The 25023-nt window shown below is 59.1% G+C and carries 22 protein-coding genes and 4 pseudogenes; 18 read left to right on the top strand and 8 right to left on the bottom strand.

All coding sequences use genetic code 11. The features are described from left to right. Nucleotides 1-129 precede the first annotated feature (129 nt). Both WDN46_23370 and WDN46_23365 read left to right on the top strand, forming a co-directional pair. Nucleotides 130-417: pseudogene (locus tag WDN46_23370) on the top strand (IS5 family transposase). After that, nucleotides 318-911, top strand: coding sequence for an IS5 family transposase (locus WDN46_23365; protein MEJ0096244.1), 594 nt, complete (start codon nucleotides 318-320; stop codon nucleotides 909-911). The pseudogene WDN46_23370 and the gene WDN46_23365 overlap by 100 nt, the downstream one beginning before the upstream one ends. On the opposite strand, the pseudogene WDN46_23360 reads toward WDN46_23365, so the two are convergent. From WDN46_23360 to WDN46_23335, 6 genes and pseudogenes are all read right to left on the bottom strand, one after another. Further along, nucleotides 908-1991 (bottom strand): annotated as a pseudogene (locus WDN46_23360) (IS630 family transposase). The gene WDN46_23365 and the pseudogene WDN46_23360 sit on opposite strands and share 4 nt — an antisense overlap. A 194-nt stretch (nucleotides 1992-2185) precedes the next feature. After that, a complete protein-coding gene (locus WDN46_23355; GenBank protein ID MEJ0096243.1) occupies nucleotides 2186-2974 on the bottom strand; it encodes an outer membrane protein in 789 nt (262 codons plus the stop codon). Nucleotides 2975-3359: 385 nt separating this feature from the next. Next, nucleotides 3360-3641, bottom strand: coding sequence for a hypothetical protein (locus WDN46_23350; GenBank protein ID MEJ0096242.1), 282 nt, complete (start codon nucleotides 3639-3641; stop codon nucleotides 3360-3362). Between the two features lie 202 nt (nucleotides 3642-3843). Next, nucleotides 3844-4344, bottom strand: a complete 501-nt coding sequence (locus tag WDN46_23345) for a hypothetical protein (protein MEJ0096241.1) — start codon at nucleotides 4342-4344, stop codon at nucleotides 3844-3846. Nucleotides 4345-4747: 403 nt separating this feature from the next. After that, complete coding sequence (locus WDN46_23340; protein ID MEJ0096240.1) at nucleotides 4748-5929, bottom strand: patatin-like phospholipase family protein; 1182 nt, start codon at nucleotides 5927-5929, stop codon at nucleotides 4748-4750. A gap of 205 nt (nucleotides 5930-6134) precedes the next feature. Further along, nucleotides 6135-6395, bottom strand: a complete 261-nt coding sequence (locus WDN46_23335; protein MEJ0096239.1) for a hypothetical protein — start codon at nucleotides 6393-6395, stop codon at nucleotides 6135-6137. 699 nt (nucleotides 6396-7094) lie between these two features. Here WDN46_23335 and WDN46_23330 point away from each other — a divergent pair. The 7 genes from WDN46_23330 (at nucleotide 7095) to WDN46_23300 (ending at nucleotide 14815) form a co-directional block, all read left to right on the top strand. Further along, nucleotides 7095-7244, top strand: coding sequence for a hypothetical protein (locus tag WDN46_23330; GenBank protein MEJ0096238.1), 150 nt, complete (start codon nucleotides 7095-7097; stop codon nucleotides 7242-7244). Between the two features lie 360 nt (nucleotides 7245-7604). Then, a complete protein-coding gene (locus WDN46_23325) occupies nucleotides 7605-9782 on the top strand; it encodes a DUF3141 domain-containing protein (protein ID MEJ0096237.1) in 2178 nt (725 codons plus the stop codon). Nucleotides 9783-9787: 5 nt separating this feature from the next. Beyond that, nucleotides 9788-10744, top strand: coding sequence for a phosphate acetyltransferase (locus WDN46_23320; protein MEJ0096236.1), 957 nt, complete (start codon nucleotides 9788-9790; stop codon nucleotides 10742-10744). A gap of 7 nt (nucleotides 10745-10751) precedes the next feature. After that, nucleotides 10752-11531 (top strand): enoyl-ACP reductase FabI, encoded by a 780-nt coding sequence (fabI, locus tag WDN46_23315; protein ID MEJ0096235.1) that lies wholly within the window; start codon nucleotides 10752-10754, stop codon nucleotides 11529-11531. Nucleotides 11532-11567: 36 nt separating this feature from the next. After that, nucleotides 11568-12743 (top strand): acetate/propionate family kinase, encoded by a 1176-nt coding sequence (locus WDN46_23310; GenBank protein MEJ0096234.1) that lies wholly within the window; start codon nucleotides 11568-11570, stop codon nucleotides 12741-12743. A gap of 282 nt (nucleotides 12744-13025) precedes the next feature. Then, nucleotides 13026-13526, top strand: coding sequence for a Spy/CpxP family protein refolding chaperone (locus WDN46_23305; GenBank protein ID MEJ0096233.1), 501 nt, complete (start codon nucleotides 13026-13028; stop codon nucleotides 13524-13526). 818 nt (nucleotides 13527-14344) lie between these two features. After that, a complete protein-coding gene (locus tag WDN46_23300; GenBank protein ID MEJ0096232.1) occupies nucleotides 14345-14815 on the top strand; it encodes a hypothetical protein in 471 nt (156 codons plus the stop codon). Between the two features lie 264 nt (nucleotides 14816-15079). Here WDN46_23300 and WDN46_23295 read toward each other — a convergent pair whose 3' ends face one another. Continuing rightward, the gene (locus WDN46_23295; GenBank protein MEJ0096231.1) at nucleotides 15080-16693 is read right to left on the bottom strand and encodes a SulP family inorganic anion transporter; all 1614 of its coding nucleotides are present in this window, start codon (nucleotides 16691-16693) and stop codon (nucleotides 15080-15082) included. 352 nt (nucleotides 16694-17045) lie between these two features. Here WDN46_23295 and WDN46_23290 point away from each other — a divergent pair, with 352 nt between their 5' ends. Both WDN46_23290 and WDN46_23285 read left to right on the top strand, forming a co-directional pair. After that, on the top strand, nucleotides 17046-17285 hold the full coding sequence (locus tag WDN46_23290; protein MEJ0096230.1) for a hypothetical protein: 240 nt from the start codon (nucleotides 17046-17048) through the stop codon (nucleotides 17283-17285). A 542-nt stretch (nucleotides 17286-17827) separates the two neighbouring features. Then, nucleotides 17828-19135 carry a TAXI family TRAP transporter solute-binding subunit gene (locus tag WDN46_23285; GenBank protein MEJ0096229.1) on the top strand — a complete coding sequence of 436 codons (1308 nt, stop codon included), beginning with the start codon at nucleotides 17828-17830 and terminating at the stop codon, nucleotides 19133-19135. A gap of 228 nt (nucleotides 19136-19363) precedes the next feature. On the opposite strand, the gene WDN46_23280 is transcribed toward WDN46_23285, so the two are convergent. Next, the gene (locus tag WDN46_23280) at nucleotides 19364-19888 is read right to left on the bottom strand and encodes a GNAT family N-acetyltransferase (protein ID MEJ0096228.1); all 525 of its coding nucleotides are present in this window, start codon (nucleotides 19886-19888) and stop codon (nucleotides 19364-19366) included. A gap of 205 nt (nucleotides 19889-20093) precedes the next feature. Here WDN46_23280 and WDN46_23275 point away from each other — a divergent pair, with 205 nt between their 5' ends. The 7 genes and pseudogenes from WDN46_23275 (at nucleotide 20094) to WDN46_23245 (ending at nucleotide 24981) form a co-directional block, all read left to right on the top strand. Beyond that, nucleotides 20094-20372, top strand: a complete 279-nt coding sequence (locus WDN46_23275) for a hypothetical protein (GenBank protein ID MEJ0096227.1) — start codon at nucleotides 20094-20096, stop codon at nucleotides 20370-20372. Continuing rightward, nucleotides 20369-20704, top strand: a complete 336-nt coding sequence (locus WDN46_23270) for a hypothetical protein (GenBank protein MEJ0096226.1) — start codon at nucleotides 20369-20371, stop codon at nucleotides 20702-20704. Before WDN46_23275 ends, WDN46_23270 begins: the two co-directional genes overlap by 4 nt. After that, nucleotides 20641-20889: pseudogene (locus WDN46_23265) on the top strand (AI-2E family transporter). Before WDN46_23270 ends, WDN46_23265 begins: the two are co-directional and overlap by 64 nt. 82 nt (nucleotides 20890-20971) lie before the next feature. After that, the gene (locus tag WDN46_23260; GenBank protein MEJ0096225.1) at nucleotides 20972-21196 is read left to right on the top strand and encodes a hypothetical protein; all 225 of its coding nucleotides are present in this window, start codon (nucleotides 20972-20974) and stop codon (nucleotides 21194-21196) included. Nucleotides 21197-21289: 93 nt separating this feature from the next. Then, nucleotides 21290-22060, top strand: a pseudogene (locus WDN46_23255) (transposase). Nucleotides 22061-22987: 927 nt separating this feature from the next. Beyond that, a complete protein-coding gene (locus tag WDN46_23250) occupies nucleotides 22988-23596 on the top strand; it encodes a hypothetical protein (GenBank protein MEJ0096224.1) in 609 nt (202 codons plus the stop codon). Between the two features lie 272 nt (nucleotides 23597-23868). Next, nucleotides 23869-24981: a tyrosine-type recombinase/integrase gene (locus WDN46_23245; protein ID MEJ0096223.1), complete on the top strand. Its 1113-nt coding sequence runs from the start codon at nucleotides 23869-23871 to the stop codon at nucleotides 24979-24981. Nucleotides 24982-25023: the final 42 nt, after the last annotated feature.

Below are 25023 nucleotides of genomic sequence, written 5' to 3'. Positions count from 1 at the left end.
ATCACGGCCTTGCCGCCCCATCAACCGGCGACTTTTTCAACGGTATCGGCGCGTTCCCGCCGTCGCCTAGGTCCTAGACCCATTATCAGGATTCCCGAATCGGCCGTTGCGTGATTCAATCTTCCGATCATGGAGGTTGAGATGGCGCGGTTTGATCTGACGGATTTCGAATGGTCGGTGATCGAGCCGCTTCTGCCAAACAAGCCGCGGGGCGTTCCGCGCGTTGACGACAGGCGTGTGCTGAACGGGATATTCTGGCGCTTGCGGACTGGCGCGCCCTGGGCGGATATTCCGGAGCGCTATGGTCCGCACACGACCTGCGTCAATCGTTTCAACCGGTGGCGCAAGGCCGGCGTCTGGGATCGCATTCTCAAAACAGTGTCAAAGGCTTACGACGGCGACATCCAGATGATCGACTCGTCCTCCATCCGCGTCCATCAGCACGCCGCCAACGCCCAAAAAAAGACGACGGATCCCGTTGCATGGGTCGCTCGCGCGGCGGCCTGACGACAAAGATCCACGCGCTTGTCGACGCCGAAGGCTTGCCGATCGACCTGAAGCTGACCGAAGGCCAGGCGCATGACGGACGCAGCGCCTCCGACATGCTGGACGCGCTTGTCCAGGGGCAGATCCTTCTGGCCGACCGCGCCTATGACAGCGACGCGCTGCGCCAGAGCCTCGACGCTCGCGGCGCATGGGCCAACATCAAGCCGATGCCGAACCGCAGGAACGTCCCGCCGTTCAGTTCCTATCTTTATCGCTACAGAAATCTCGTCGAGCGCTTCTTCAACAAGATCAAGCACTATCGCGCCGTCGCCACGCGCTATGACAAGCGAGCCGATAATTTCCTCGCCGGGGTCAAGCTCGCCTCAATCCGCATCTGGTTGCGCTTTAATGAGTCGATGACCTAGAGTATCGAGTCCAACACTTGGTGCCCACGCCTGACAGCGGCGGCGACGATTTTTTCGGGGTCCGCAGTCCATGTGAAGGGCTTGGATTGCTGATTGTGCTCTTCGAGGAATAGGTTGATCGCGGTTTGTAGGTCGACGACGGAGCAAAAGACGCCGCGTTTGAGCCTTCGTTTGGTGAGAGTTGCGAAAAAGCCCTCGACCGCGTTGAGCCAAGAGGCCGACGTCGGCGTGAAATGGAACGTCCATCGCGGATGACCATCGAGCCATCGGCGAGCATTGGGATGCTTGTGGGTGGCGTAGTTGTCGACGATGGCGTGGATCGTCTTTCCGACGGGGACCTGCTTTTCGATGACATTGAGAAAACGGATGAATTCCTGGTGGCGGTGGCGCTGCATATTGCGACCGATCACCGCGCCGTCGAGGATGTTCATCGCGACGAACAGCATCGTCGTGCCATGCCGCTTATAATCGTGCGTCATGGTTCCGGCGCGACCCTTCTTCAGCGGCAGTCCCGGCTGCGTGCGGTCCAACGCCTGAATCTGGCTCTTTTCGTCGACCGACAAGACGACGGCGTGGGCGGGAGGATCGACATAGAGCCCGACGATGTCGCGCAATTTGCCGACAAAGCGCGGGTCGTTGGAAAAGCTTGAACCGGCGAACCCGGCGCGGTTGGAGGCCGTGAGCGCGCCAAATCCGGCGCACGGAACTCGCACTGAGCCCCGACGCCTTCGCCATCAAAGCCCCGGTCCAATGGGTTGTCTCTCCCGGCGGTTCGCCGAGCGTGAGCGCGACGACGCGCTCAGCCGCCTCGGCGCCCAATGGCTTGATGCGCGAGGGGCGGGTCTTATCGCGAGGCAGACCGCCGAACCCGTCCTCCAAAAAAAGTTCTTGCCAGCGCCAAACGCAGGTCTTGGACTTGTTGGTGCGCCGCATGATCTCGTTCGTGCCGATGCCATCGACGGTCAACAGCACGATCTGGGCTCGCCAAACGTGCTTCTGGGCCACGTTCCTGTCCTTAACGAGGGCCTCGAGCCGACAAATGTCGTCAAGCGAGACGGTGAGAGTTTTTCCTGCGCGCATCGCGCAGACTCGCACACCGAAGCGGAAACGGGAATCCTATCCGGGACTCAAATGTTAGGCGCGATCCACTAGCGAGCAATCTTTTCCGACAAATCTGGGCCGAGCTCGTCCTGCGCCGAAAACAGAAAACGCGGCCAGTTTGGCCGAGTTTTCATTGGCTTCGTCCTGAAGGTAAGAAGCCGAGAGGCTATGCCTCAGTACTTAGCGACAATCGGAGCGGGCGGAGCGAACGTGTCGAACTTGTAGCTGACGCCGGCCTGCACCTGGTTTTCCGTAGTGTGGCGGTTAGCAAATGCGCCGACCGAAGCCAACAGAGGAAAGTTGAAGGAATTGCTGGCAAATACGGTGGTATGGCCGAAATCGGAATAGCGATATTCCGCCCGGATCGACCAATTGTTGGTGATGGCGTATTCAAGGCCGCCGCCGACGGTCCAGCCAACCCGCGTCGACGATGCGCTGTCGAACCCAAACGGCGTCGAAATGCTGCTGTTTACGCCAGCGAAAGCGACGCCGCCCGTTGCATATATCAGGACGCGATCCCAAGCGTAGCCGAGGCGGCCACGGACCGAGCCCATAACGTCGACGCTGGAATGGACAGTAACGGGCGGGGCGAAGCCTGGGAATATGCCATTCTCTGAAACGAATCCAGAGAAAGTCTTGCTCAGGCTGGAGCCGTCGACGCTGCCTTCAAGGCCGACGACGAATTGGTTCAGCTGCAGATTATAGCCGACATGACCGCCGCCGATGACGCCGCTATTGCTGACGCTTAAGGAAGAAAAGTCACCAAAATTATCGCCGATGTTACCGTTTGAGGTACCCCAAGCATAACCGACCTGAGCACCGATATAGAAGCCAGTCCAGGTGAAGATCGGCACTGGCGGCAGATAGACCGGCGGCGGAGCGCGGGATGGAAGATCGGCCGCGAAGGCCGATCCGGCGAGCGCGACAGCGCCAACCGAAGCCATGAGAATACGATTAAACATAATGCCTTCTCCTTTCAGGGGTTGGAAGCCCTGGCAAATTACCCCGTTTCAGATGCCCAATAAAACGTTCTCGGCGCAAAACGGGCTTTGGAGGGTGCAATTCGATTCAGTGTGACCTGTGGGCAACGGAATCGAAGGATGCGTTCGTTGAAATCGGCGCACATCGGCGTCGGAGCACGCGCGCATGCGGGGCTTGACCGTCAGGCAACCTGCCGGTGATCTTCGGTGTACGCTTGAGATTGCAGGCGAATGGCGGTCAGACGAACTTGGACAGCGGCCTTGGCCAGTCTCTCCATCGCTTTTGGCGTAGACTGTAGCTTCGCTTTCAGGTTCCGAAGATTTTCTCGATCCTGCCTCGCACCCCGGGGAGCGGCTGGTCCACGCATCAAGGCGGCGAGCGTTTCAGCTTCGTCACGGCCCACATGCCGGTCGTCATGATGGGCGGCCTACGGCCTTTAGCGCACACCACATCACCAAAATGGCTACTGCGATAGGCGCGGTCGGCGAACACTTCACCGGGATTGTCGGGCAAAGCGTCAGGGTCATCCTCGCCGTTATTAAAATTGGCGGGCGTGACGGTGATCTCTGCCACCGGATCGCTTGCCGATCGAATACGACGGGAAATCCAGAGAACCGCACCAATCCGCCCAAAACAGAAACCGTCCATCGAAACGGGTCACCTCCGCCCTGATGAACGGTCTACGACAACATCGGCGGGTAAATAACTTACCTTGGGATGCGTCGCCGCGGTCGAGCATCTGGTGCGGCGCTCGCAATCGCCGAGCTTCGGCCAAGGCGTCAATATATGGGAGCTGAATGGATGGATCGAGATTAGGCATCCATAAGCGGCCAGCCGTCGATACAGCGTATTAACCCTCAAGTTCCCCCTTCTTTGTCCCCGGCGAATTTCTCAGATTGTCGATCAAAATATAGACACTGACTAGAAGCACCCACGCTGGAAAAATGAATAAAGCCGAGCCAAGATAACCGCCGCCAGCAAGGAGGAACGCTGCCGAAGCGTATCCCAGGAACGCGATCCAGCCGACAGTGAGGTTGGTCTTTATCGCCAGTGTCGAGGTGGTGATCATAAAGACCGCGGCCATCTTGAGTGCGTAGATTTGCATGATGTTATATGTGAATGAACGGGCGAAGGCATAGGTAGCGGTGCCCCGAAGCCCGGCAGATGTGGCGGATTGGGCCAGGACGATTCCACCCATTGCCGCAGCGGCGACAAACAGCATCCCAAGAAACATGAGGCCGCTGCCGAGGAAAACAGTTGCAAAAAACTGGTCTTCCTTCTGCCCGAGGCGATCTCTCAGAACGCCAAGGAACCAAAAGAAAGCCACGCCCGCAAAGGGAATGAGATTCAAAGCAAGCGACACTCTTCTCGAGTGAGTTCCGAGCCAGGAGCCAGCTTCGGGCGGGTCGACGAGCACTGCGCGCCAAAGCACCCAGAAGCTGCAAATCAGGAGCATTGAGAAAACGATCCCAGCGACAGCGGCGGCTCGTGGCGTCTTCAGCCCAGGGCGAGCGAGGGATGGCGCGGAATCGACCTCAATCTCAGTCGGATGGCGCATCGCCGTTACCATGTTCCATATATCGAAGCCGGCTGGCTCCTCAGTGATCGCTGTCTCGCCTCTGCGCGAGCTCGAAGCGCGCGCGTTGAAGACCTAATTCGTTCTTCAGTGACTGCGAGGGCGATGCATGACGACACGGTTTGCGAGTTCGGGTTAGAAAAACCGATCAGCAGTGGCATGAGCGCAGGCCATTCGTCTAAGTCCTGTTATCTCGGCCGCGCCCTCGATCCTCGGCTTGAAATCCCGGCGGCGCATGCTCCCACGGGTAACCCTTCGCTGCCTTCTCATAGCCGAATCGATACAAAGCGCGCATGTATCCCTGTTCGAATTGCACCTTGTGTTCCGCCTGGAAGTCGTCGCCGATATAGGCGACGTTGAAGCCCGCGCCAGCTCGCTGCAACTCCAAATAAATGCGATACAAATCGCCCAAGCCTACGTAGTTGATCATTATCGAGACGGCTTTCCCGGCAATCGGAAGCGTGGCCCTCTGCACATCGCTCCAATCGGTCGCCAAGCGGGAATTACGAATGATATAAGCGTCGTAGGCCTTTCTGCGAAGCCCGGTCTTTTCTTGAGCTATGCGCACATCCAAATTGGGCGGAATCAGAAAAGCTTGGCTGACGGCGCCGCCGTCGACATGCATTTCCTGACAGGACTTGCCGTCGGCGCTGACGTCAAACAACACCGGCGGGAACGCACCTGGTATAGACGCGGACGCAAGCAAGATCCGGCGTATGAGATCGGCTGCGCCAGGATGATCACTTGCCGCGATCGCTCCGATGTTCCACACGACCGGTACGCCAGCGTCAAGATCTGTGGTCTGGATCAGCAGCAGTCGTCCTTTTTCGTATTCCTCGGCGACCTTCGCGAGCATCTCGTCCGTTACATGGCGTGAAATTGTTCCAAATAACGGAGCTGTGTCGGCCATCGCGTCCTGAATAAGCGCGGCCAGCGGCACGAACCTCTTCTTGAAGATATTCGAAGGGGCGATGTTCGTATAAACGTCGGTGAGCGCCGCATCATATTCGGAGCCGAGGAAAGCGAACGGCGCAGTCAGGGCCCCAGTGCTCACTCCGGTGACGAGCTTGAATTTCGGGCGGTCCCCATGCGCGGTCCAGCCGACGAGTAGCCCGGCGCCAAAGGCGCCCTTGTCTCCGCCCCCCGAAAGCGACAGGTAATGCGCGTTTGGCAGAACGCCGCCCTGGCTAACGCCAAGGCTTTCGGCCTCGCGAACGAGCGCTTGCTGCTGTTCAGCGGAAATTGCGCTCGGGTCAAGGAGAAAAAAGCGCGCATTCGGGAGGCCAAGCGCGATCGCATTACAACATTGCGAATATGGCACGGCAGTTCGATGGCCGAAGTTCGCGCGGGAAAATCGCATTGCGGACACGGCGGTGCGAATTGAACTTCGCCATAGCTGGCGACGTGAATCGGATTCGTCTGCGCTTCTCATTTTACCGAACCGCATCGCCGGCGTCCTGAGCTTGATGGTCGCGCTTGCTGTCCCTCAGAAAGCCCGAGCGGCTGACCGAGGCTAGCGGCAGCATTGCGCCGATGCGAGCCAACTCCTATTGCCCGCGCCGGCGTCAGCCCGACCGCTCCGGCGGCGACAAGATGCGCGCCCACCCCTTAGTAGCAGGGCGGGTAGGGCGCATATCCGCATAGAGCCCGCCCGTAAACGCCACGACGCACATAGCCTCCACGATAGACGCCTCCATAATAGGCCCCTCCGCGATAGACGCCTCCGCGATAGACGCCTCCGCGATAGACACCTCCACGATAGACACCTCCACGATGGATGCCTCCACGATGGATGCCTCCATGATAGCCGCCTCCACGATATCCACCGCGATACGCCAAGGCGTCGGTCGAGATAGAGGCTATGGCAAGGAATACAACTGCAGCAATGGAAATGGCGATCCTACACCACATGGCGTTTCCCCTCTTGATCTGCCGCCGACGTCATAGAGATCAGCTGTGATTCTTATTCGCTGACCTATCAGCCTTTGCTTGTGCAGCGTTCGTCGCTACGGCAGCCGCTTGGCGCGGCCCTTGATTGCTTAACAAGCAACGTCTAGCACAAATTTACTTAAAACTCTAGGATTTAGGTGGTTTCAGCCATGCCGCAATGATGTGGCTTTATCCGCCGCTGCCGATTAAGCCTGTAGTCTCTGGGTTTCGCTCGTGCGACTCGTAGATTCAGTGTCTGGCCTGCCAGTCTCGCTAATCGAGCACTGAGCGGAAGCCACGCTTCGATGAATCATAGGCCCGTGCTTGATCGCTCGCTCGATCGAGCGACAATGTGGTTGCTAGCGAGTGCCTTATGTAATAGAAACTAACATGAGAGACCTAAGTTTAGGGTCGCCGGTCACGTAAGAGGACCATTTTAGAGGGAGGAAAGATTATGAGCGAAAAAATCGACTCAGAAATGGTGTCCCGCCGAAGGGCGCTTTCCCTTTTTGGACCAGCCGCACTCATCCTCTCTATTCTGCCAATAGTCCTAACAGTGTCAGATGCTGAGGCCCAGACGTATGGGATGCAGCGACGTGCGGCGCGACGTACAGGCCGCCAAATGCACCGTCATTATCGGCGAACCGGCCACGTCTACTAGTACCGCCGCTGCGGTGGTAGAAGTCGTCGAAATTGAAGCTGGCGTCAAATTGGCGGTCGCCGACATCCGGTTTTCGTGGCTCTAAACAGCGAAGCTAAACCTCGCGCTTTCCCCAGCGCTCGAGGGTGTTGGGGGGCACGCCTTGCGGCTCGTATCGCGGCGGCGCTTGACGGATTGTGTAATATTGGCGTGGCGCACTGATTCACACGGCGGGGCTTCTACGCTACCATGAAGCCGTTTTAAATTCGGCCCGAGTTAGTAGCAGGGCAGTTAGCTTAACGCCTGCGCCAACGGCAGACATATGTTCCACGGTAAACGCCCCACGGTAAACGCCCCACGGTAGATGCCTCCGTGGTACTCCGATACACCAAGGCATCGGTCGAAACAGACGCCATGGCTCTACATCGCCCGATCAATGCATTCGTCGCTGCACGGGGGACTTTCGATGTCGCAACCCTCACTCGCTGGCAATTTCGTTTTCGACTACTGGCGTGATGCCTTAGAGCGCTCGATTCTGTTCCTCGACGTCATGCGCCAGCGCGGCAATAACTATCAAGAGCAGAGCAAGCGGACCGCGCCGCATGTTCTTAGCTTTGAGCCTGAGATCATCATCGATGGGCGCACGCTGCCGCGGCCGGTGAATTACGTTCTGGCGCGAATCATCCCGCCGGCGAGCGTCCAAATCGATGCGCACAAGCGCCCCTTCATCGTTTTTGATCCACGCGCCGGACACGGGCCGGGCATCGGCGGCATGAAGCATGACAGCGAGATCGGCGTCGCGCTCCGGGCAGGCCATCCCTGCTATTTCGTCGGATTCCTGCCGGAACCAATGCCAGGTCAGACTATTGAGGATGTTTGCCGCATGGAGGCGCATTTCGTCCGCGTCGTGAGCGAGCGGCATGCGGAGGCAGACGGCAAGCCCGCGCTGATGGGCAATTGCCAGGCAGGCTGGCAGGTCATGATGATGGCGGCCATGTCCCCGGACTTGCCTGGACCAATCGTGCTCGCTGGCGCGCCCCTCTCCTATTGGGCAGGCGTACGCGGCAGAAACCCGATGCGCTACCTTGGCGGTATGCTCGGCGGCGCTTGGCTGACATCGCTTGCTGGCGACATCGGCAAAGGAATTTTTGACGGCGCAGCGCTGGTTGCAAATTTCGAGTCGAACAACCCCGCAAATACGTTATGGAAGAAGCCCTATAACGTCTACGCCAAGGTCGATACCGAAGCCGAACGGTTTCTTGACTTCGAGAAATGGTGGGGCGCTCCCGTTCTCCTGAATGCCGCGGAGATACAGTTCATTGTCGAGGAATTGTTCGTCGGCAACAGGCTCACCGCAGGCAAGATCCGAAACAGCGATGGCCGACGTATAGACCTTCGCGAAATTCGGTCACCGATCATCGTCTTCTGTTCGTTCGGCGATGACATTACACCGCCACAACAGGCGCTCGATTGGATCCTCGACCTGTATGACAGCGTCGACGAGATCATCGCGAACGGTCAGACGATCATCTATTCGCTGCACCAAAGCATCGGGCATCTCGGCATTTTTGTCTCCGGCAAGGTGGCCAGTAAGGAGCACGAGGAATTTGCTCTCAACATGAATCTGATCGACGCGATGCCGCCCGGTCTTTACGAAGTTCTTCTCACGGATCTAGATGAGTCTATTGCGCATCCGGAACTGATCACCGGCAGATACGTGGCCAAACTCGAGTCCCGTACACTCGACGATATTCGCGCCCTCGGGCACAACGACGCGGCCGATCAGCGCCGGTTCGAAACCGTCGCGCGAGTCTCGGAAATCAATCAGGGGCTTTACCGCACCTTGCTCAGTCCCGTCGTCAAGGCGATGACGACGCCCGCCTCTGCCGAATTCATGCGGGAGATGCATCCGAACCGCGTCCGATTCCGCGCCTTCTCCGATCGGAACCCACTCATGCCGCCGATCGCCCAGCTTGCGGCAAAGGTGCGCTCCGACCGGCATCCGGTCGGCGACGACAATCCGCTTGCCGCCTTCGAGAAGATGACCTCGTCATGGATCGTCACGAATCTCGAGAGCTTCGCCAAAATGCGCGAAACGATGACCGAAGCAATGTTCCTCAGCACGTATGGATCGCCGTTGCTTCAGGTGGCCGTTGGCCTCAAGTCCGATCACTTCGACGCGGACCGTCCGACGGAGCATGATCTCGCTCACGCCGAAATGCGCGCCGACCCCGAAGCGGGCATGGAGCGAGGCGGATTCCTGGAGGCTGGCCTTCGTGCGCTTCTTTACGTGATGCGAGGAGGAGGCGCCGACGAACGCCAGTTCAACGCGCTGGAAGTCATCCGCAACAATGCTCCCGAGAATCCGCGCGTGTCACTTTCGCAACTCAAGTCAATCCTGCGCCAGGAGGCTGCGCTGCTGCGGGCGGATGAGTCTCGCGCCATGTCGGCTATTCCAGCGATGCTGCCGGATGATCCGGGACGATGCAAGAAAGTGATCGACGCGATCACTGAAGTCGCCGCTGCAAAAGGAAAGCTCGATCCTGAAGCTGCGCGGCGGCTCGACGAAGTGAGAAATCTGTTCGGCGCCAGAAATGCAGAAACGCAGGAGTCGCCGCGACCAATCCTGGTCAAGAGCAAGTGAATGACATGAAGCCCGTTTCAAGAGTCGAAGGCCGAGAGAAATATCAACGTCTCATCGAAGCCGCCGCCTCAGCTGGCGCCGTCACGACCGCGGTGGCGCATCCATGCGACGCGGCGTCGCTTGAAGGAGCGGTCGAGGCAGCGCGGCTGAATCTTATCGTCCCGATTCTCGTCGGCCCGGCCGCGCGGATCCGCGACGTTGCAGCGAAAAATGGGATCGAAATTCCGAGCCTGCGGATCGTCGATGCGCTCCATAGTCACGATTCCGCGGAGAAGGCGGTAGAACTGGTCCGAAAGGGTGAAGCGGAAGCTCTGATGAAGGGCAGCCTCCACACCGACGAAGTAATGGGCGCGGTTGTGGCGCGCGACAGCGGCATTCGAACGGCGCGGCGCATCAGCCATTGCTTTATCATGGACGTGCCCGGACATTCCGACCCGCTGATTATCACTGACGCAGCAGTCAATATCGCCCCGACGCTCGAGGAAAAGGTCGATATTGTCCAAAACGCCATCGACCTCGCTCATGCCTTGAAGGCTCCCGAGGTGCGGGTCGCGATTCTCTCGGCGATGGAGACGGTCAATCCCAAAGTGCCCTCGACGATCGATGCGGCGGCGCTGTGCAAGATGGCGGATCGCGGTCAGATTACCGGCGCGGTGTTAGACGGCCCTCTCGCACTCGACAACGCAATTAGCGAGGCGGCGGCCGCCGTCAAACAGATAGTGTCGCCGGTGGCGGGCCGCGCCAATGTGCTGGTCGTGCCCGACCTCGAGTCTGGAAATATGCTCGCCAAGAGTCTGTCCTTTCTCGCCGGCGCTGACAGCGCCGGCATCGTGCTTGGGGCCAGGGTTCCGATCATCCTGACGAGCCGCGCTGACTCGCTGGTCGCACGGCTCGCGTCATGCGCGGTCGCCGCCCTCGTCGCCGCTGCGCGACGCAAAGACGTCGCAGCGGCGGTTCGATGAGGTGACCATGGAAACGCAGATCAGGCGTGTGCTTATGGGGCAGAAGGCCCTTGTCGTCGGGATCGCCAATGACCAGTCAATCGCCTATGGCTGCGCCAAGGCGTTTCGCATGGCAGGCGCGGATCTCGCCATCACCTGGCTCAACGAGAAGGCGCGACCGCATGTGGAGCCGCTAGCGGCCGAGCTCGAAGCCCAGATCATGGCGCCGCTCGACGTCTCCAATTCGACGGACCTCGAGGCGTTGTTCGAGACAATCGAGAAGGCCTGGGGGCGGCTCGACGTTCTCGTTCATTCAATCGCCTTCGCTCCAAAGGACGATTTGCAAGGCGGACTTCTCAATTGCTCGGCCGCAGGCTTTGCAAAGGCGATGGACGTTTCCTGCCATTCCTTCGTGCGGATGGCGAAGCTCGCTGCGCCGCTGATGACGAATGGCGGCGCGATGTTCGCGATGAGTTACAACGGCGCGAACAAAGTCGTGCCCAACTACAATGTGATGGGGCCCGTGAAGGCCGCGCTCGAGGCGGCATGCCGCTATCTTGCTTATGAACTCGGACCGAGCGACATTCGTGTCCACGCCATCTCGCCGGGACCCCTGAAGACCCGAGCCGCTTCGGGTATCAAGGATTTCGAAATGCTGCTCAACGAGGCGGCGAGCAAGGCGCCGCTCGGCGAACTGGTCGACATCATGGATGTCGGCTGGACCTGCGCCTACCTGGCGACGCCCTTCGCACACCGGCTCACGGGCGGCACGGTCTATGTCGACGGCGGCGCCAACATCATTGCCTGATCTACCGGCGCCCTAGGCATTTCCAGAGAGATAGACATGTCGAGTATCGCCGTCCTCAACGCCGGGTCCTCCAGCATCAAACTAGCTGTGTATGACCGCGCGATGCATCCGACTCTCCTGCTGCGCGGGCAGATCGAAGGACTCGGAACAAAACCGCGAGCGCGTCTCTCCGACGCCCAGGGCAAAATGCTCTCTGAAGAGTCGTTCTCCGATAGCAATTTCGATCACGATCAAGCGACGCGGGCGCTGGTTCGCATTGGCAGCCAGTGGCTCGAAGGACGAAGCATTTCGGCGGTCGGGCACCGAGTCGTCCACGGCGGCCCCGATTATACTGCGCCATTGCTCGTGAGCGAAGCCGTCGTCGAAAAGCTTGAGAGTTTCATCCCGCTCGCACCATTGCACCAGCCGCATAATCTCGCGCCGATTAGGACGCTCCTTGCCCTTCGTCCGGAGCTGCCGCAGGTCGCCTGCTTCGACACAGCCTTTCACGGCAGCCAGCCACCGATTGCGCAAGCCTTTGCGATTCCCAGACGCTATTCGCAGGATGGGGTCCGGCGCTACGGTTTTCACGGTATTTCGTATGAATACATCACGTCGCGCCTCGCGGAAGTCGCGCCCGAGATTGCGCTGGGCCGTCTCGTCGTTGCGCATTTAGGCAACGGTGCGAGCCTTTGCGCCGTTCATGAAGCGCTGAGCGTCGCGAGCACTATGGGCTTCACGGCTGTCGACGGCCTCATGATGGGCACTCGCTGTGGTTCACTTGATCCCGGAGTCTTGATCTATCTGATGGACCGCTACGGGCTCGACGCGCGGGGTCTCGAGGATCTGATGTACCGAAAGTCCGGTTTGCTAGGCGTGTCCGGACTGTCGTCGGACATGCGCGCATTGCGTGCCTCGAAGGAATCGACCGCACGAGAGGCTATCGCGCTATTCGTATACCGGATCGTACGGGAGATCGGCTCACTCGCGGCGGCACTCGGCGGGATCGACGCGATCGTTTTCACCGGCGGCATTGGCGAGAACGATGCCGCGACGCGGTCGGAAGTCTCCATCGGCTGCGCCTGGCTCGGGCTCGAGATTGACGAAGAGCGAAATGCAGCGGGAGAGCTCGAAATCAGCTCAGCCTCGTCACGTGTGAAAGTCCTGATCGTCCCGACCAATGAAGAACTGAAGATTGCGCAATCTACTTGGCGCGTCACGTCAGCGGCATAACTTACGCTCTGGACTGGCTACCGCCGGCGAATTTTTAAGTCCAAGCCATCGGAGCTGTTGGTCGACGATGGCGAATGGCGAACGCCCTAGCGCAACCTCACGGGCTTTACCGTCTCCGCACGTTTGCGGCCGAAAGATTAATGTGTCTCCGACGGGGCTGTCTGCATTCGATATTTGAGATCAGATCCATTTCAATTTCACCAAGTCAGCCCTATAATGCCGCTAACTTCCGTGGGGCCTGTGTTCGGGCCAGTGGTAGTTGCTTCAAACTGGGAGGTTCCGATGTTGACGAAGGTTGCGATTGGACTGACCACCCTTTTCATTTCTGGGTCTTCACTCGGCTATGCTCAGCAGGCCGCCGCACCGGCACCGCAGACACAGCAGCGCTTCAGTGCGTCTGATTGGAACGCCTTGACCGCTGCGCGAATTGCGGTCGTCAAGGCTACACTGCAACTGAAACCGGACCAGACGCAATATTGGCCGGCAATCGAGGAGGCCATCCGCAACAGAGCGACGACGAGGGAACAACGCATGGTGGCCTTGCGTGCGACTCTCGGGGAACAGGACGAGTTCCAACCTATTGAGTTTATGCGTGCGCGTGCTGACGCATTGGGTCAAAAAGCGGAATCACTTCGGAAGCTTGCCGATGCGTGGCAGCCGCTTTATGCCACCCTCGATCAGGACCAGAAACGGCGGATGCGCTTGCTTGCCGTGCATGTCCTTCGTGAGCTCAGCGGAGCCGCTGAAAGTCGCGAGAGGCGGGAGGAGACCGAAGAGGATTGAGACGGGGCTGGTCTCGATGCGATTGGCGCCCGGCGCTCTATGTCAGGCTCAAGGTACTGCGCAAATGGCCTGACCTGCGCGACGTTAGGGGAAGAGCTGAAGACTTCCTTTCGGTCCTACAATCGCTTTAGCGAAGTTAAAACCGCAAGTCTGGATTTTTTCTGGGCTTTGCTGTGCGCTCGGCATGCCGATTGTTGCAGCCGGACGCATTGGGCTTTTTCGCCTGACATTGGCGGAAACAAACCTCCAACCGATCGTTCAGAGCGCGCCGCTGGGCGCCGCGCCCTCTATGATGTATGGAACCCGACTGCCCGCAACGCACGCGTCAGTACGTATGCCGCCGCACCGTCCGACGGGCAGTACGGCGCGCGGATCTATGCGCAGCGCCTGCGGCCGTCACTACTTTCACAATGCGCCCGTCAGAGACGGACGATTCCCTGGCGTTCCCCGGCGCGGCGATCGGCATAGCCGTGGCGGCCGGTTCAAAGTCGAAAAGCAGCAATATCCCGATCAAGAGTCCAATTATTTGCTTGGTTTTCATCGCTCATCCTCCCCACTTCAGGAACGTCGTTGCGCCCCGAACGAAATGTCGGGTTCGCCCATGCTACAGCGTTGTTGCCTGCGCGCAAATAACGTTACTATTCACGCAATGAAAGCTGGGTTTAAGCTATGTGCCGTCGTTTGCAAAAAGCGAAGAATGGCAACGTGCAAGGTAGATCTCGCGAGAGTTGCAGCGGCTGAACATGGGTAATTGATTTGAATGGCGACGGCCACTAAGATCCGTTTTGGCCTTTTAATCGCAAAAAGGACACATGATCATGAACACGCAGCAATCCTCGACGCTGGAGCCGGGCGACGATACGTTCATGTCCGTCGCCGATCTGAAGGCCTATGTCGCGGAAGTGGAATCAGCGAAAGCTTCGCAGAGTTACGCCGCCATCGAGCGCGCTGAAAAAGCAAAGCAAGAAATGATCGACAAGCTAATGCAGCGGGTCGAGATTACGCCCGAGAAGGTCCAATCCTTCCTCAGTCGCGTAAAGGGCGCTGCGGAGCGAGGAGAGACGGAGATGATGGTCATGCGTTTCCCGTCTGCGCTGTGCGCCGATCACGGGCGCGCCCTCAACAACAGCGAAGCGGGGTGGCCCGACACGCTGGTTGGGCAGCCCCGTCAGTTTTACGAAATCTGGCAAGAAAGGCTTGAACCCGCCGGCTATCGCCTGAAGGCGATGATCGTCGATTGGCCAGACGGATTTCCGGGCGACGTAGGTCTGTTCGTCGCCTGGGAATAGACGTCCCTCGCATGCGGAACGCCGTTTTGGCGACCAGCGCGCATAGGTGCGCAAACACGCCGTCATTGTGGGTCTTGCGATAATTAGTGAAGCTCTCGGCGAGCGACGGATCGGGGCGTACGGGCCGTGGGACTCAAGACCAGCCGCGACCACGCGCCAACCGCCGAACGGCATAGTTGCACGCTTGAGCGGAGCCTCGGTTCGCAGACCCACAATGAGCTCACGCACTTTGACGATGCAGCCGGGCTCAAGCGCACGCGGCGGTTATCGGGGGCCGTTAGGAGGCAGCCCGGCGAAAGCCGTCGCCGCCTCTTCAAGATCCTCGAAGACCATCGTCTTTCCGATCTCATCGAGGAGACCGGCGCGCTCCAAGATGGCGTGCGGTCTTTTGTGCAATTCTGCGATCCCGAACGCAATGCCCTTTGCAGCGAACATAGCCCGCGCGTCCTCCAGCATCGCCGCCGCCGTTGAGTCGAGTTGCGCGATCGCGTTTGCGTCGAGCACGAACCAGCGCGTTTCCGCCGGCAATTCCCGCGCGATCGCGGCGAGCCGCCCTTTGACGTAATCGACGTTGAAAAAAAGCAGGCTGCCCTGAAGGAGGCAGAGCGAGAGCCCTGGAATGGGTCGAGCCTCTTTGAACCGGTGCAGTTTGTAAAAGCCGCGGCGGCCGGGGATGACTCCGAGCATAGCGTCGTGCGGCCGCATTTCCTGAAGGAGAACGTAAAGAAGCGTCGCGCCGACGGCGATTATGACGCCCCTCAACACGCCAAGACTGACAGGCCCCGCCATCCCGATCAGGGCGAAGACAAACTCCATGCGGCTGATACGCCAGATCTCGCGCAGGCTTGCGATATCGATGAGGCTGATCGCGGCGGCGACGAGAATGGCGCCGAGCGCCGGCGTCGGCAAAATGCGCAGCGCGTCGTTCAGATAAAGAAGGATCGCGGCGAGAGTCAGGGCCGCCACGATGCCCGAAACCTGCGATCGCCCGCCGACGGCCATGTTGATGGCCGTGCGCGAGTCGGAGACGGTGACGGGAAAGCCGCCGAACAACCCCGACGCGAGATTTGCCGCGCCAAATCCGATCAGCTCGGCGTCGGCGTCGACCTCGAACTTGCCGCGCGCGCCAAAACTGCGCGCCGCGACGATGCCGGAGCCGAAGCTGACGAGCCACACCGCCGCCGCGTCGAGCGCGACTTGCGGTAGGGTCAGATGGGTCATGTCGGGCAGAGCCAGCGTGGGTAGGGCGCTCGGCAGGCGGCCGACGACCGCGACGCCCTTTTGCTCAAGGCCGAAGACCGCGGAGGCTATGACTGCAAGGATGACGACGACAAGCGGTCCTGGCACCGGCGAACGCAACGCGGTCACTAGCTGGAGAAGGCCAAACGCCGCCGCTCCGACGGCGAGGGACAGCCAGTTGATCGACCCCGCTTTCTGGAACAGCTCCACGACGGGGGCGACAAGGCCCTCGGATTCGATTCGCAGGCCGGTCAGCCGCCCGATCTGTCCGACCAGGATAGAAATCGAGACGCCGCTGATGAAACCCACAAGGATCGGCTTCGACAAAAAGGCGGCGACGACGCCAAGGTGGAGCCAACTGGCGAAGAAGCAGAAAACGCCGACGGCGAGGGCCACTGCCGCGGCTGCGGCGACGCGGTCATCCGGGGCGTTCGCCGAGACGTCGGCGAGAGCGGCGGCCAGCACAGTCATCGTCGCGGCGTCAGGGCCGACGATGAGCTGGCGCGACGGCCCGAGCAGGGCGTAGCCCAGCAGCGGGAGGATGCTCGAATAGACGCCGACCTGCGGCGGCAGCCCGGCGATCGCCGGATAGGCGATGGCGCTCGGGATCGCCACAGCCGCCACCGCCAGGCCGGCCATAGCGTCTCGGGGCAGCCAGTTTGGTCTGTAGCCCCGGAGGCTCTGAAGAATCAATGATCCCGCCGGCCAGCCCACGCCTGCGCCCCTGTTCCGCCCGCTCAGCCCGTCGAGATTGCCGGTTCGACGTCGATCACATCGACCGACAGCGCTAGCGGCGGCGAGCTAGGTGCAGTCAAGTTCCTCTTCGGAGCAGAAAAATGACCACCTCGGCGACGCCATGCCGTCGCTTTCATTGGTCTTTCCTGTCCGTCCAAAATGCATGGCTAATCATGGCCGAGCGGTACCCGCGGCGCGTCAAATCACCAGCGTCGCAACTCGTTGCAACAAGAACATACCCATTGCGCCATCCGACATGCCGGATGCGACGACGGCCTGCGATGAGGCTGCAGGCCGCAGCTCTACGGCGAGCTGCGGCAGCACCAACGCCGGCAAGACGCGGTCTCGGCCGGGTCTCGTTGACCTCAGTATCGTTTCGCTTGGCTTCTATTCTACAAATCCTCGCGCGAAGCCGCCGGGGACCCTGCAGGAACAGCCAGTCCCAAGCCAACCCGGCTCATGGAGCAGGCACGTCTTCACGGAAGTCGCGCAGTGATCTCCGGGGCCGGCCGCAGCGCCCGGCGCCGCAGAGCTCGCCGCATCGGAGACCGCCACGCTTCGGCCGGTCATCAAAGGTGCGGTTTCCGCTAGCGCCGGATGCGCATCGGCATAGCCAGGATACCAGACACAAGGATGCCACCCGTCATTGTAGAAGCAATTTACTCCATCTGCTAGAGCCGCGCCGCTCGCTATTAGAGCCGCACCAAACACGGTGGCCAACAATGCTGATTTCGTTTTCATAATTGTCATCCTCCCTGATTTTGACGCAGCGCCTAAGCTAAACTTCAGCGCCGCTTATCGCTGCGCATCAACACGCACCAAGTGGCGTCCGCTCCCGGGGTCTTTTCCGTTTGCGTCCAGCTCCGGAATGAGGCGACGACCTCAAATCATCAACGCGTAACCCAGCGTCTCATAATATCATAAATTCACGCGGTTGGCTACGTAACTCAGGGATGCGAACCGGAACTCGCTCATGTTGCGCAACCGGGAACAAAGACTAATATCTCGCGGAGCGCTCTCTCGGCATCCGGAGGCGTTATGAAATTGAACGCAACCCTACACCGGATGATCGGCGTGCTCTGCGTCGCCACAATCGTCGGCGTCGCGGCATGGGGGTGGCATTTTTTCTTTCGTCCGGTCGTTTTGTCCGTCGCGGTCGGCCCGCCGGGCTTTGATGACGCCCAACTGGTCGCGTCCATGGCCAGGGCTCTGGTCGGTGCAGAATCTCACATCCGCTTTTCGATCGAACACACCTCCGGGCCAATTGAATCGCTTGAGCGACTGAGAAAACGAAAGGCGCAACTCGCAGTCATTAGAAACTTGGGAGACGTGCCGGATCGAGTTCGATCGATTGCGATCTTGCATAGCGACCCACTCACAATTATCGCGCCAAAATCGGCGAAGATCGAGAACTTTCGTGAGTTGGCGAACAAGACATTGGGGCTGATTGGGCCGCCGGGTTCTTTTGCCAAGCTCATGGCGTGGATGCGGCTGCACTACGGTGGCAGGTTCTTGTCGATCGACATACCGCCCGTCGCCGCCGAGATAGCTGAAGCGGTCAATGCAAAGAAAATCGACGCCCTGCTGTTTGTCGCTCCAACGACAGAAAGCGGCGTCATTTTGGAAAGATGGGCTTCTGCTCTGAAATTGATCCGCAAGTCGATGGATGTTGTGTCGATCGACGATGCCGAAGCGATCGAAACTGCTGCGCCGGTATTTGACCAAGGAGAAATCGCTTCTGGTGCGTTCGGTGGCTCGCCGCCTTTCCCGGCCGAAAATGTGACCACGCTGCTGGTGACGACATACCTCGTCGCGGATCAGAGCGTTCGACCAGGCATTATCACGGAATTGACCCGCTTCATTTTCGAGAATCGACAGCGTTTCGTCCCCGACGCGCCGGTCGCAACGCTGATCAAGGCAGCGAGCACCGACAAGGACGCAATCATACCCGTACACAAGGGCGCCGAGGACTTTTTCGACGGCGAGGAACAGACCTTCATGGACCAGTACGGCGACTGGATCTACACGGGACCCATCATCCTTGGTGCGCTTTACTCCGTCGTACTGGCGATCTGGCAGTCGCTCAGGCCTTTGCGGCCTTCGCGAGAAGCCCCTCTCTTGGCTACCGTTCCCGAAATCATTTGTAGCGTTAAAAATGCCACATCGCTGGAAAACCTCGAAGCCATAAGCGCGCGCGTCGACGCCGCCATCGAACGCATCTCGGCCGAGGCGCTCGATGGCAAGCTCCAGGACAGCAAAGTCGGGGCCAGTTCTCTCGCCATCGGGCACATTAATAGGCTAATGCAGGCGAAACGCGCTGAGCTTCGGAGCAAGTCCGGCGTTTGACGAAGAGTTTGGTTCGAACGCTTTGATCTATTTATCTGGCGTTCGTCACGTCGACGGCTCGCTTGCGACACGTTGGCTTCAGTTAGCGCGCGAACTCAGCGCGTTAACGCGCCAATGCCCGCAGCGCGCCTCATAACCGGTAAGACCCTCTAGATCGACGGAGGCTATCGCATCATCAATTAGAGCGATTCCCACAGTGAGCGTCGGAAGGATCCGGTCGGACCCCCCTCATTCAGAAAGTCGAAGCACGACGTGGACGATCGGGCCGTCGCCCTTCATATTGCAGCCGAGCCCGCTTTTCTCGAACACCTTCCGCATCGGCATGTTGTCGGGTAGGACCTCCGCAACCAATTCCTCGAGCCCGGCGTCGCGAGCAATCACGACGAGATGGCGCATCAGCGCTCTACCGATGCCCAGCCCTTGGTATTCGTCGACAACGACAAAGGCGACTTCCGCCGATCCAGGCCGCACCATGATGTAGCGTCCGCCGCCGACGATTACGGCTCGGCTCCCTTCTTCCACTGTCGCGACCAAGGCGACATGATTTACGAAATCGATGTTCAAAAAGAATTCGATTTCCTTTTCCGAAAGGTCGCGTTTTGCACCGAAAAAACGCCGATACAACGACTGCGCACCGGTGCGTTCGACGGCGTCGAGAAGGTCAGCGCGGTCGTCGATTCTGAGCGCGCGGATTTCGACCTTGCGTCCGTTGCGCAGCACCTCGACCGCCGAATATTTGGCTGTGTTCAACATCTCCGGACCCCTCCAACTGATTGGCCGTCGCTGCAGTGCGGCATGGCGCGAATGACGCTAAACGTAAATTCTGGTGGATCTCATTGACCGCAATTGACTAGAGTCAATGTCACGCGGCTCCCTTTGATGCCGACATGACCTCGTCCTGACGCTCGCTCAGCGACGACGCCATCCGGGTCGGGAGGACCTTAAACAAGAGCGCCCAATGTCCCCACAGAACGACAAGACTTTTCGTTCACGTGTGATCGGGTCTTTGCCGGTCGATGCCGCGATTCGGATTGGTCTTCTCGGACTACTCCTGTACTGGTCGTTGAAGGTGATCGGCCCATTCCTGACGATCGTGCTTTGGAGCGCAATACTCACGGTCGCGCTTTACCCGTTGTTCGATTGGTTGGCCGCACGCCTTGGTAGCCGTCGGGTAGCCGCCACGCTGATCACCTTGCTATCCTTGACGGTCGTCATAGGTCCCCTGACATTGGCTTGATCAGCAGCGTCGACTTCATCATAAAAGGATTCGACTCCAAGATTTTCTCGATTCCGTCTCCGGTTGAGTCAGTAAAGGGCGGGCCGCTGATTGGCGAGCAGGCGTATCGGCTGTGGGCTGTCGCCGCCACGGTCTTGCTCGAGGTGCTGGCGAGACTCAAACCCTTTGGCGGCAAGCTCCTCGACATCTCCGGAACCGTAGTTGTCGGCCTCCTGGAATTCGTAGCTGCCATCATTATTTCTGGATTTCTCTACTCGCCGGACCGCAGTTGGCCAACTGGCTCCAAGCGTTCTTGCGCCGAATCTATGGTCAACGCAGTGATGAAATGTTGAACTTGGCTGGCAGCACCATAAGCAACGTGTCGCGCGGTGTTGTCGGTATCGCGCTGGTGCAGTCGTTCTTAGCCGGGTTGGGTTTCCTGGCCGCAGGCGTTCCCGCTCTCGGTTTCTTGAGCTTTATCGCTCTGGTCTTGGCGATCGTTCAGATCGGGCCGGCAATTCTGTTCATACCGATCGTGGTGTGGAGCTGGACCGCAATGGAGACGACAAACGCCCTCGTATTCACCGCCTACATGGTCCCGGTCGGCCTAGGTGGACAATGTGCTGCGGCCCCTTGTCATGGCGCGCGGACTGACCACGCCGATGCCCGCAATCCTCATCGGCGTCGTCGGCGGTACGTTGGCATACGGAATCAGCGGGCTGTTTCTTGGCCCGGTCGTGCTCTCGGTCACCTGGGCGCTTTTGGCGGCTTGGGTCCACGAAGACAGCGCTGGCGGGGGTGAAGCCGAGGGCGCAGCGTTCTTCACACGCGCACAGAACAATTAGACTCAACTTGCATCGCCTCCGGGCGGCCTGGCCTTCACCCTGAAAAGTGATCCTCCGTGAAATATGGCTTTTGGAGCCGAAGGAGGATTTGAAATGGCGAGGAAGAGACACAAACCGGAAGAGATCGTCGCGAAGTTGCGTCAGGTCGACGTGTTAACAGCGCAAGGGCGAGCCGTCGCGGAATCGGTTCGAACGATAGGCGTGACGGAGGTTACGTATTATCGGTGGCGTCAGGAATACGGCGGGCTGAAGGGCGACTAGGTCAAGCGGCTCAAGGAGCTTGAGACGGAGAACGCGCGGCTTCGCAAGGCGGTGGCGGATCTGACGCTGGAGAAGCTGATTCTGAAAGAGGCTGCTTCGGGAACCTGGTAAGCCCCGCTCGCCGCCGCGTCTGCGTCGAGCGGGCCATGCAGAGGTTCGGGGTTTCCGAGCGGTTCGCCTGTCGCGTTCTTGGCCAGCATCGAACGACGCAGCGCAAGATCGCCAAGACGCCTGACGACGAGATAGCGCTAACTGCCGCCATCATCGCGCTTGCGACCCAGTACGGTCGCTACGGGTATCGCCCGGATCACTGGGTTGCTGCGCGATGCTGGCTGGATCGTCAATTTCAAGCATGTCGAGCGGATCTGGCGGCGCAGACAAGTTTACGTAGTCTGCGCAACAGCGCGAGGGGCTGAAGGTTCCACACAGCAGCCGAAGAGAGGGAGGCTCTGGCCCAATGACGGCTCGTGCGTCCGTTTGCGGTTCGAGCATCAAAACCATGTCTGGTCTTACGACTTCGTCGAAGACCGCACCCACGATGGGCGGAAATATCGCATCCTGAACATCGTCGACGAGTTCACGCGGGGATGCTTGGCAATCCGCAGCCGAACCATCTCCATGTCTGCTGCCAGGCCTAAAAATTACGAGATGGCAGTGTATGATTTCGGGCGAAACCAGAACACATATTCTCAAATTGCTTACCAGCTGCTTGCCGTAGCGAAATTCGCCTAGAGACGCGGGGCGATTGATCAGGTAACAGATTGATTTAATTGGTGTCCTGGAAGGGATTCGAACCCCTGACCTACGGTTTAGGAGATGAGTGGCTGCCGGTGCGCCCAATAGAGCGGTACTTTGACGCCATTATTGCGGAGGCGCTTGATGATGACCCCGCAAGGGCTGCTTTGTCGTCAACACCGCGCCTCGGGGCCGACTTCCGCATCCAGCGAAGCGTAAGATCGTGATGGCGGCTTGCTTGTTCTGTCCGACCTGTCCGCGACACCGTTGAGCACAAGAGAATTGGCAAGGACTTTTTCGAGCGGTTGAGGGGCGGATGATGACGGCGCGAGACCCAAGTCGACGTCCTCCGCCCGTCCGTCAGGAATCTCGGCCCGGCCCATTCGCCGGCAAAACCGCCGCATGCTGAGAGAAGGCCGCGACTACAGTGCCGCACGATCTTGGACAAGGTGGCGCCGCCTCGATGCCCGAAGACGTTTTCTTCTTCATAAGTAGACTTTTGATGAGCCGCGTTTGAACGGAAATGGGCGAAGTCCATGCGCGAGGGGCACATGGTCGAAGGCTCTGTAGCTTCGATCCATTTGCGCGGTTTGCAGATCAAACTGCCGCTCCGATCAAGGGATGGGGATGAACGCCTCAATTCCGCCGCTGCCGCGCCGAAAGCGCCAATCATATAATAATCGACCTCCGGGATTCCATCTGCGTAAAAATCAAATGGTATGGACGGCGCTCCATTCGCGTGCTACACGGATGGCGAGGACTACAATGGCAACACCGGGACAGTTAGTGCAAGCGATGGCGGATGTGCTGGGTATCCCTGCGAAAACGGTCGCCCAGTACGATCGGCTACTGGCGGAAGCCGGGCTGCGCACCGTCAGCGGGCGCGGCACAAGCGCAGCAAAGGTGACCGCAACCGATGCGGCAAACCTCTTGATTGCCGTACTTGGCTCGCCGATCTCGGGACCATCGATTAAAGCGGCAAAACTGACGTGCGAAACATTTAGCTCGCTCCGAACTGATGATTATTCGGAGCCAGGAAAATTTAGACGATTCGGCCTTTTATCTTTGGCCGCACTTCCGAAAAAGCACACATTCCGCGAAGCTCTTGCTGCGCTCATTCAAGGAGCGAGCCACGGGGAATTGTTCCTAATATCCGATCGCGATGATAAGCTTACGGAAGATGATTATTTATTCGGTGTGGAAGTTCGAATCCCCGGTCCATGGGGTGCAATTTCGGTGGATAGCGTAGGAGATGGCGACCCGAGCGATATATCCAGTTTACATTACTACGCTGACAGGGAGCTCGCACCCGAACAATACGAAGGGGCGACGTCCGACTTAGGACTGCAGCGCGAAATATCGTACCGGACGCTCCGTGTGCTCGGCAATTTGATTGCAAGCTGAACATGGGCGATCGCAGTTCTACGGTAAGCTACCACCTCAAAGCGCCTATACAGCCCCGCGGTTTGTCACGGGTCGACGCAGCTACCTATATCGGCATTTCTCCCACAACGTTCGACCAACTGGTGAAGGACGGCCGAATGCCACCCGCTAAACGCATAAACTCTCGCACGGTTTGGGACGTTAGGCGGTTGGATGAAGCTTTCGAGGCGCTGCCATCAGATGACTATGAAGACCGTGATCCTTTTGAATCCGTCACGTTGTAAGGACGCGCCATGGTCAACCTTCGGCTCAAATATGTCGTTGAAGACGTCGACCGTCACGGCAATGTCCGCATCTATTTCCGTAGGCTGGGCTTTCCCAAAATCAGACTGCATGGACTTCCGGGATCGGAAGAATTTCAATCAGCTTATGCTTCCGCGCTTGCTAAGACTCGGGCTGGCGAATCGCCGAGCAAGTCCATGCCGGCTGAACGCGGATCGTTGGCATGGCTGTGCCTGAACTACTACCATTCCGCAGACTTCCGTCGCCTGGATCCTCGCACGCAGCATGTGCGTCGCCTGATTCTCGATGGACTGTGCAAGAGCGCCGCGGGACCATTGCCCTACAACAAGCTGACGCCGCTCAGCATCCTCAAATGGCGCGACGCCAAGGCGGATCGGCCGGAAGCGGCGAACTCGCTCATCAAAGCGCTGCGCCAGCTTTACGCCTTCGCGATCGAATACCGGCACGCCACCAAAAACCCCGCGAAGGACGTCAAATATCTGAAGGGTAATTCCGACGGCTTTCATTCATGGTCGGAAGAGGAAATTGCATGCTTCGAGGCTTGCCATCCACTAGGCTCGAAGGCCAGGCTGGCCCTCGGGTTGCTGCTCTACACGGGGCAACGCCGATCCGACATCGTGCTTTTCGGACGGCAGCAGTTGCGAGGCGAATGGCTTCATTTCACTCAGCAGAAAAATCGGGCGCGCAACCCGATCACGTTGGCTATACCGATTCTTCCCGAACTCCTCCGCATTATCGAAGCGACACCATCCGGCACGTTTACGTTTTTGGTGACGGAATTTGGCCAGCCCTTCACAGCCAACGGCTTCGGCAACCGCTTCCGTAAATGGTGCGATGACGCTGGGCTGCCGCCGCATTGCTCAGCGCATGGCCTTCGCAAAGCCGCCGCGACGCGGCTGGCGGAAGCCGGAGCGTCGGAAAGCGAGATTCGCGCCGTCACAGGGCATCAGACATCGCGCGAAGTGATTCGCTACACAAAAGCAGCAAGTCAAAAGGTGTTGGCCAAGAGCGGCATGGCGAAACTAACCGGAAACAAAATTGTCCCACTCGATCCCATTAGGAGTGTCCCACTCAAAAAAGTGGAAGGAACTTCAATAGGATAGGAAGTTGGTTGGTGCCCAGGGGCGGAATCGAACCACCGACAC

This window comes from Methylocella sp. (genome assembly GCA_037200525.1).
Lineage (GTDB): Bacteria > Pseudomonadota > Alphaproteobacteria > Rhizobiales > Beijerinckiaceae > Methylocapsa.
This window is presented reverse-complemented; position numbering and strand designations above follow the sequence as displayed.